7 protein-coding genes are annotated in these 5,511 nt (G+C 72.0%); 3 read left to right on the forward strand and 4 right to left on the reverse strand.

Going from position 1 to position 5,511, the window contains the following annotated elements:
- Together D7Y15_RS41810 and D7Y15_RS41815 are read left to right on the forward strand one after the other, a co-directional pair.
- The coding region (locus D7Y15_RS41810; RefSeq protein WP_148713016.1) for a lipopolysaccharide assembly protein LapB at window positions 1–809 on the forward strand (809 nt) is incomplete at its 5' end.
- Window positions 810–873: 64 nt separating this feature from the next.
- Complete coding sequence (locus D7Y15_RS41815; RefSeq protein ID WP_121756045.1) at window positions 874–1,314, forward strand: PH domain-containing protein; 441 nt, start codon at window positions 874–876, stop codon at window positions 1,312–1,314.
- A 12-nt stretch (window positions 1,315–1,326) separates the two neighbouring features.
- Here the strand turns inward: D7Y15_RS41815 and D7Y15_RS41820 are convergent, their stop codons facing one another.
- Window positions 1,327–2,163, reverse strand: a complete 837-nt coding sequence (locus D7Y15_RS41820) for an FHA domain-containing protein (RefSeq protein ID WP_121756047.1) — start codon at window positions 2,161–2,163, stop codon at window positions 1,327–1,329.
- Between the two features lie 129 nt (window positions 2,164–2,292).
- The gene (locus D7Y15_RS41825; RefSeq protein ID WP_120581394.1) at window positions 2,293–2,928 is read right to left on the reverse strand and encodes an outer membrane beta-barrel protein; all 636 of its coding nucleotides are present in this window, start codon (window positions 2,926–2,928) and stop codon (window positions 2,293–2,295) included.
- 186 nt (window positions 2,929–3,114) lie between these two features.
- Here D7Y15_RS41825 and D7Y15_RS41830 point away from each other — a divergent pair, with 186 nt between their 5' ends.
- Window positions 3,115–4,320 carry a carbohydrate-binding family 9-like protein gene (locus D7Y15_RS41830; protein WP_121756046.1) on the forward strand — a complete coding sequence of 402 codons (1,206 nt, stop codon included), beginning with the start codon at window positions 3,115–3,117 and terminating at the stop codon, window positions 4,318–4,320.
- A gap of 9 nt (window positions 4,321–4,329) precedes the next feature.
- Here the strand turns inward: D7Y15_RS41830 and D7Y15_RS41835 are convergent, their stop codons facing one another.
- Window positions 4,330–4,590, reverse strand: coding sequence for a hypothetical protein (locus D7Y15_RS41835; protein WP_120566442.1), 261 nt, complete (start codon window positions 4,588–4,590; stop codon window positions 4,330–4,332).
- On the reverse strand, window positions 4,590–5,511 hold a 922-nt coding region (locus D7Y15_RS41840), incomplete at its 5' end, for a ComEC/Rec2 family competence protein (protein WP_148139278.1). The genes D7Y15_RS41835 and D7Y15_RS41840, both read right to left, overlap by 1 nt.

Consider the following 5,511-nt stretch of genomic DNA (forward strand, 5'->3'; position numbering starts at 1 on the left):
CCCCGGCCCCCCAGACGAAGTCCGCCGCCCCGGCCGCGCGCGCACCGGGCCCGGCCACCGACACGCCTCCTGGCCCGTTGGAGTCCCAGCCCCAGCGCACGTCGCAGGCCGTGCTGGCGGCCACGCGGATCCGCGACGGGGACGCGTTGATGCGCGAGCGCCGCTACCGAGAGGCCGCCTTCGCCTTCCTCGACGCGGAGCACGCGGCCCCGGATCACGTGGAGGCGCGCTTCAAGCTGGGCAACTCGCTGGCGGTGCTCGGCTACTACGCGCGCGCCATCGAGGAGTGGGAGGCCGCGTCGCGCCTCACCCAGGACGCCGCCATCCGTCAGAGCGCGCAGGACAACATCACCCGCGCGCGTGTGAAGCAGGGCGAGCTCGGAGCGTCGCCGCAGGCCGTGGGGCAGATGCCCGGTTCCGGGCCGGTGGCGGACACGACGCGGGCCCAGGCGCGCCGCGCCTACGAGCAGGGCGTCCAGCACATCAGCCAGCGCGCCTACGCGCCCGCGCTCCAGACGCTGTCGCAGGCCCTTCAGCAGGAGCCGCTCCTGACCGTGGCGTACATCGCGCGGGGCAGCGCCAACATCGGGCTGAGGCGCTACGCGGAGGCCGCGGCGGACTACCAGTTCGCGCTGAAGCTGGAGCCGGACGCGGCCTCGCCGCTGTACGGACTCGCGGAGGCGTACCGTGCGTTGGGCCGCAACCTGGAGGCCCGCGACCTCTACGAGCGCTACGCGCGCTCCACCGCCGCCGACGTGCGACCCGAGCTGAAAGAGGAGTCCCGCCAGAAGGCCGAGCGCCTGCGCTGACCGGTTGCCTGGTGAGCAGACGGGCATGGTCCAAGGGACTGTCCGGCCCACTATTTTAAAAGGCATGGACGGACGCGCTCGGACGGTGGAGGGGAAGCAGCCGCAGCAGGTCTTTCGCCCGCGCAGGGTGCTCGCCGCCGTGATGGCGGCGGCAGGCCTGTTATGGCTGGGCATCTTCGCCTGGCTGTTCCACTTCGACGGCGTGCCGCTGCAGACGTTCCTGTCCGCGGCCTTCTTCGTCGTCTTCTTCGGGGTGGCCGTCACCTACTACGGCCGCACCCGCATTGAAGTGGACGCCCGGGGCATCACCTGCCGGGGCATGGTGCGCACGCGGCGCTTCTCGTTCGCGGACATCCGCAAGCTGGACGTCCTCCCCGGGCCGGTGACGGTCTACGCCATCCGGGGCCGCAAGGGCTTCGTGCACTTCACCAGCTTCTTCCGTCACCACCAGCACCTGGCCCGGCTCCTGGTGGAGCGCGCGGGCCTCTCGCCACTGCCGGCGTAGGGCGCGCGCTTTTCAGCCCGTCGCCGCCACCAGGGAGGTGACGAGCAGCGCACCCAGGGCCAGCGCGACGGCCCCGGCGATGATCCATCCCTCCAGGCGCCGTGGCCCTCCTTCGGAAGGCCGCGGCGTTCCTGCGTCCGCGGGCTCCTCCACGACGGCGACCGGCCGGGGCACGGGCCGCGCTTCCCCTGAGGCCTCGTCGAACGCCGCCTGGAAGCGGAGCAGCGAGCGCCCCAGCTCCACGACGTCCCCGTCCGCCAGGGGCGCGGAGGACTCCAGCCGCACGCCGTTGAGGAACACGCCGTTGGGCGTCCCCAGGTCCTCCAGCAAGAAGCCCGAGTCCTCGCGGCGGATCCGCGCGTGCATCCGCGACACGGCCCGGTCGCGCAGCCGCAGGGCCGCGCCGTCGCCCCGGCCGATGTCCGTGCACGCCTCCGCGAGCGCGTGACAGCGGCCCACGTCCAGTCCGGTGAGGCAGGTGAGGGAGGCGGCGCGCGACGGCGGGGTGTCCGCGTCCGTCAGCAGGCCCTTGAGCACCGCGACAGTGCCCACGCCGCGCCCGGGGGCGCTCGGCTCGGCGAGCACGCGCAGGCACATGCCGTCCGGAAGGCCCAGCACCTCGCCGGGCACCACCAGGCGCGACACGCCGGGCAGCACGCGCACCGCGTTCACGGTGAAGCTGCGCACCGCCTCCACCATGAGCCGCCCGGAGCCGATGCGCAGGGTCAACAGCCCCGGAGGAAGGCCCTCCAGGTGGACATGGTCATCGGGGCCGCCGCCCAGGAGGTGGTGGCCCTCGGTCAGCTCGAACGGGGTGGGGGTGCCCAGGTGCTCGAATTCGAAGCGCATGCGGACGCCCGGCAGCAAGCGTCACGCCTGCCACCGGACGTCGCATTTTCGCGAGGTTGCCCCCAGGCACCATCCAGCCCCGGCCTCCCATGTCCGGAGGCCGGGACGGCGGTGGGCCATCGCTTCTGTCTAGAAGGTGGCACCCAGGTTGATGGTGCCCACGTAGCGGCCGCCGCTGCTGAACGTCTCGTCGCCGCCCAGGTTCACATCGGACGGCGGCACGGTGAGCGCGAACTCCTGGTCGAACAGGAAGTTGTAGTTCACGCGTGCGTCCGCGGTGAAGCTGCCGATGTGCAGGCGCAGGCCCGCGCCCACCGGCACGTTGCCCACCGTGTCGTCCTGGAAGCCCAGAGCGGCGGAGCGCACGTTGTAGCGGCTCAGGCCCACACCGCCCATGACGTACGGCTGGAGCGGCGTGGCCGTCAGGCCCAGCGTCACCGCCGCCTGCGCGCCGTTGCGCACGATGTCCGGTCCGCTGGTGTCCGTCGTCAGCACGCGGCTGTCGTTGAAGTTGCTGATGGCGCCCGTGTAGCCCAGTTCGATGCCCAGCACGTTCGTCGGCTTGATGGCCACCGTCACGCCGTACGCCAGGCCTGGATCAATCTGGTCTCGCAGCCCGCTGGTGTAGCCCTCCACACCGCCGCCCACGAGGAACGTCAGGCCGCGCATGTCCGCCGACCTTCGCAGCTCCGTCGAAGCCGCCTGCGCGGAACCCGCCGCCAACACCGCCACCGCCGCCGCGCCAGCCAACAATCCCTTGCTCATGTGGTCCCCTCCCTGTGTTGGACCGAAAAGTGGGGTGGACTTTCGTCCATGCCAACCGGGCCTCGGGGGCCCGCCGGCTCGGTCGCCCTCCCTTGCGGACGGGTTGCCCATGCATGGGAAGCGCGCTGCCCCACCCGAGGAAGAACGCTTCCAGGAGGGCAGGGAAGGGTAGACTCCGCGCCTTCGATGCGCCTCCGCTCCCTTGCCCTCGTCCCGTTGCTGTCCTCCGTCCTGTTCGTGGGTGGCGCCTGCCGCGATGAACAGGCGGGCCCCGCCCACCGCACGCCCAAGCTGCCCGCGCCCACGACGTTGCGGACGCTCGACGCGGCCCCGGAGGGGCTCACCTTCCGCAGCGGCGCCACCTTCGCCGGAGGCTCCATCGTCTACCTGGGCGCGCGCGTGACGCCGGAGCAGGCCACGCCGGGGCAGCCGGTGCGCATCTCGCACTTCTTCCAAGCCGTGCGCCCGCCGCCCCAGGGCTTCCACTTCTTCGTGCACGTGGTGGATCCGGAGAGCGGCCAGATGCTGGCCAACGCGGATCACGAGTTCCAGGACGGCGCCGCGCCGCTGGAGACCTGGCCCGTGGGCCGGGTGCTGGAGGACGTGCACACCGTCGCCATGCCCGCCACGCCCGCACGCCTCGCGTTGGGCTTCTGGAAGGGCGACGAGCGGCTCGCGGTGGATGATCCGCGCATGCAGTCGGGTGACAACCGGATGCGAGGCCCGCTCCTCGGCGGCGAGCCTCCCGCGCTGCCGGAGTACACCGTCACGCGCGTGAAGAAGGCGCCGGTGGTCGACGGGGCGCTGGATGACGAGGCCTGGAAGGGCGCGAAGCCGGTGACGCTCGCGGGCAGCTTCGACGGCCGGCCCGTGCGGCTGCGCACCCAGGCGCGCATGGTCTACGACGACGCGAACCTGTACGTGGCCTTCGACGTGGAGGACCCGGACATCTGGGGCACGATGCGCAACCGCGACGACTCCATCTACGAGCAGGAGGTCGTGGAGGTGTTCCTCGACGCCAACGCGGACGGGCGCACGTACAACGAACTGCAGGTGTCTCCCCACAACGTCATCTTCGACGCGTACTTTCCCGCACGGCGCCAGGGCATGGACCGTTCGTGGGACTCAGGCATGAAGACGGCGGTGAAGGTGCGCGGCACGCTGGACGACGCGTCCGACCGCGACGAGGGTTGGACGGTGGAGATGGCCATCCCGTTCAACCGGCTCGCGGAGGTGCCGCACATTCCGCCCCAGCCGGGCGAGCGCTGGCGCTTCAACCTCTACCGGTTGGAGCACCACGACCGCCGGCAGGTGGAAGGCCAGTCCTTCTCCCCGCTCTTCATCGGCGACTTCCACGCGCTGCCGCGTTTCGGGTGGCTCGTCTTCCAGTAGTCCGGCGCGTCAGGCGTGGGGCGAGATGTCCCACGGCGCATCCGCAACGGAGCGCTCCGCCGGGTCGCCCAGGAATCGCACGAAGCCGCGGGACTCCAGCGTGTCGACGAGCTCCTCGGCCTCCAGTTCGGAGAACCGGTTGTCCCTCATGTCGAGCAGCATGTCGCGCATCAGGGACTTGCCGCGCAGGTAGCCCACGGGCTCGCCAGGGCCCAGGCGGGCCTTGAGTTGCGCGGTGAGCTGCCGGAGATCCAGGTCGTCGGAGATCATCACCGTTCAAGCTGGGCCTGCCTCCCACTCCCGGCAACGGGGGGCGGTGCGGAATCCACGCGCGGCAGGAAGGACACCAGCCGGACGTCCTCGCCGTCGCTCTCCAGGGTGATGGCCCCATCGCGGTCGGTGCGCCAGCACTCGGTGCCCAGGGCCCGGTAGCGCGCCTCCACCTCCGGATGCGGGAACCCATAGCGGTTGCGCCGGCCCACGCAGAACACCGCGTGACGCGGCCGGGTGCGCTCCAGGAGCGGCGCGGTGGAGGACGTGCGTGAGCCGTGGTGCGGCACCTTCAACACCGTCACCGGCCCCAGCGCCTCCTCGAGCGCGGCCTCGCCCTCCGCCTCCACGTCGCCCGCCAGCAGCACGGTGACGTCGCCATGGCGCACGCGCAGCACCACGCTCCGGTCGTTCGCGCCCTCCATCAGCTCGCGGTCCACGGGAGGCCCCAGCACCTCCAGCGTCGCCTCGCCCAGGACGAACGAGGCATGCCCCACCTCCACCTCCTCCACCGTGGCGCCCTTCGCGGCGGAGATGATCCGCCGGGACAGCGGCCCGTCCGCGCTCCCCGCGGACAGCCACAGGCGTCCGGTGGGCACCTGGGCCAGCGTCGACACGAGCCCGAGCGCATGGTCCGGATGCGGATGGGAGAGCACCGCGAGGTCCAGCCGTGACACGCCCTCGGCCTTGAGGAAGGGCAGGACGAACCGCTCCCCGGTATCCGCGCCCTCCGGAACGCCGCCCGCATCCACCAACGCATGGTGTCCCCGGGAGCGCAGCACCACCGCGTCCCCCTGGCCCACGGAGAGGAAGGTGATCCGCAGCGCGGGCTCTGGTGCGAGCACGGGCAGCAGCAGTGCGCCCAGCAAGGCCCCCGGAACGAGCAGGCCCAGCCATCGCCAGCGCCCCGCCCCCAGGGCC

This window comes from Corallococcus sp. AB030 (genome assembly GCF_003668965.1).
Lineage (GTDB): Bacteria > Myxococcota > Myxococcia > Myxococcales > Myxococcaceae > Corallococcus > Corallococcus exiguus.

What these genes read in the sequence shown, in the direction of transcription:
- D7Y15_RS41820 (WP_121756047.1), bottom strand. Translation starts at nt 2,163, where the DNA reads ATGCGCTTCGAATTCGAGCACCTGGGCACCCCCACCCCGTTCGAGCTG.
- D7Y15_RS41835 (WP_120566442.1), bottom strand. Translation starts at nt 4,590, where the DNA reads ATGATCTCCGACGACCTGGATCTCCGGCAGCTCACCGCGCAACTCAAG.
- D7Y15_RS41830 (WP_121756046.1), top strand. Translation starts at nt 3,115, where the DNA reads ATGCGCCTCCGCTCCCTTGCCCTCGTCCCGTTGCTGTCCTCCGTCCTG.
- D7Y15_RS41825 (WP_120581394.1), bottom strand. Translation starts at nt 2,928, where the DNA reads ATGAGCAAGGGATTGTTGGCTGGCGCGGCGGCGGTGGCGGTGTTGGCG.
- D7Y15_RS41815 (WP_121756045.1), top strand. Translation starts at nt 874, where the DNA reads ATGGACGGACGCGCTCGGACGGTGGAGGGGAAGCAGCCGCAGCAGGTC.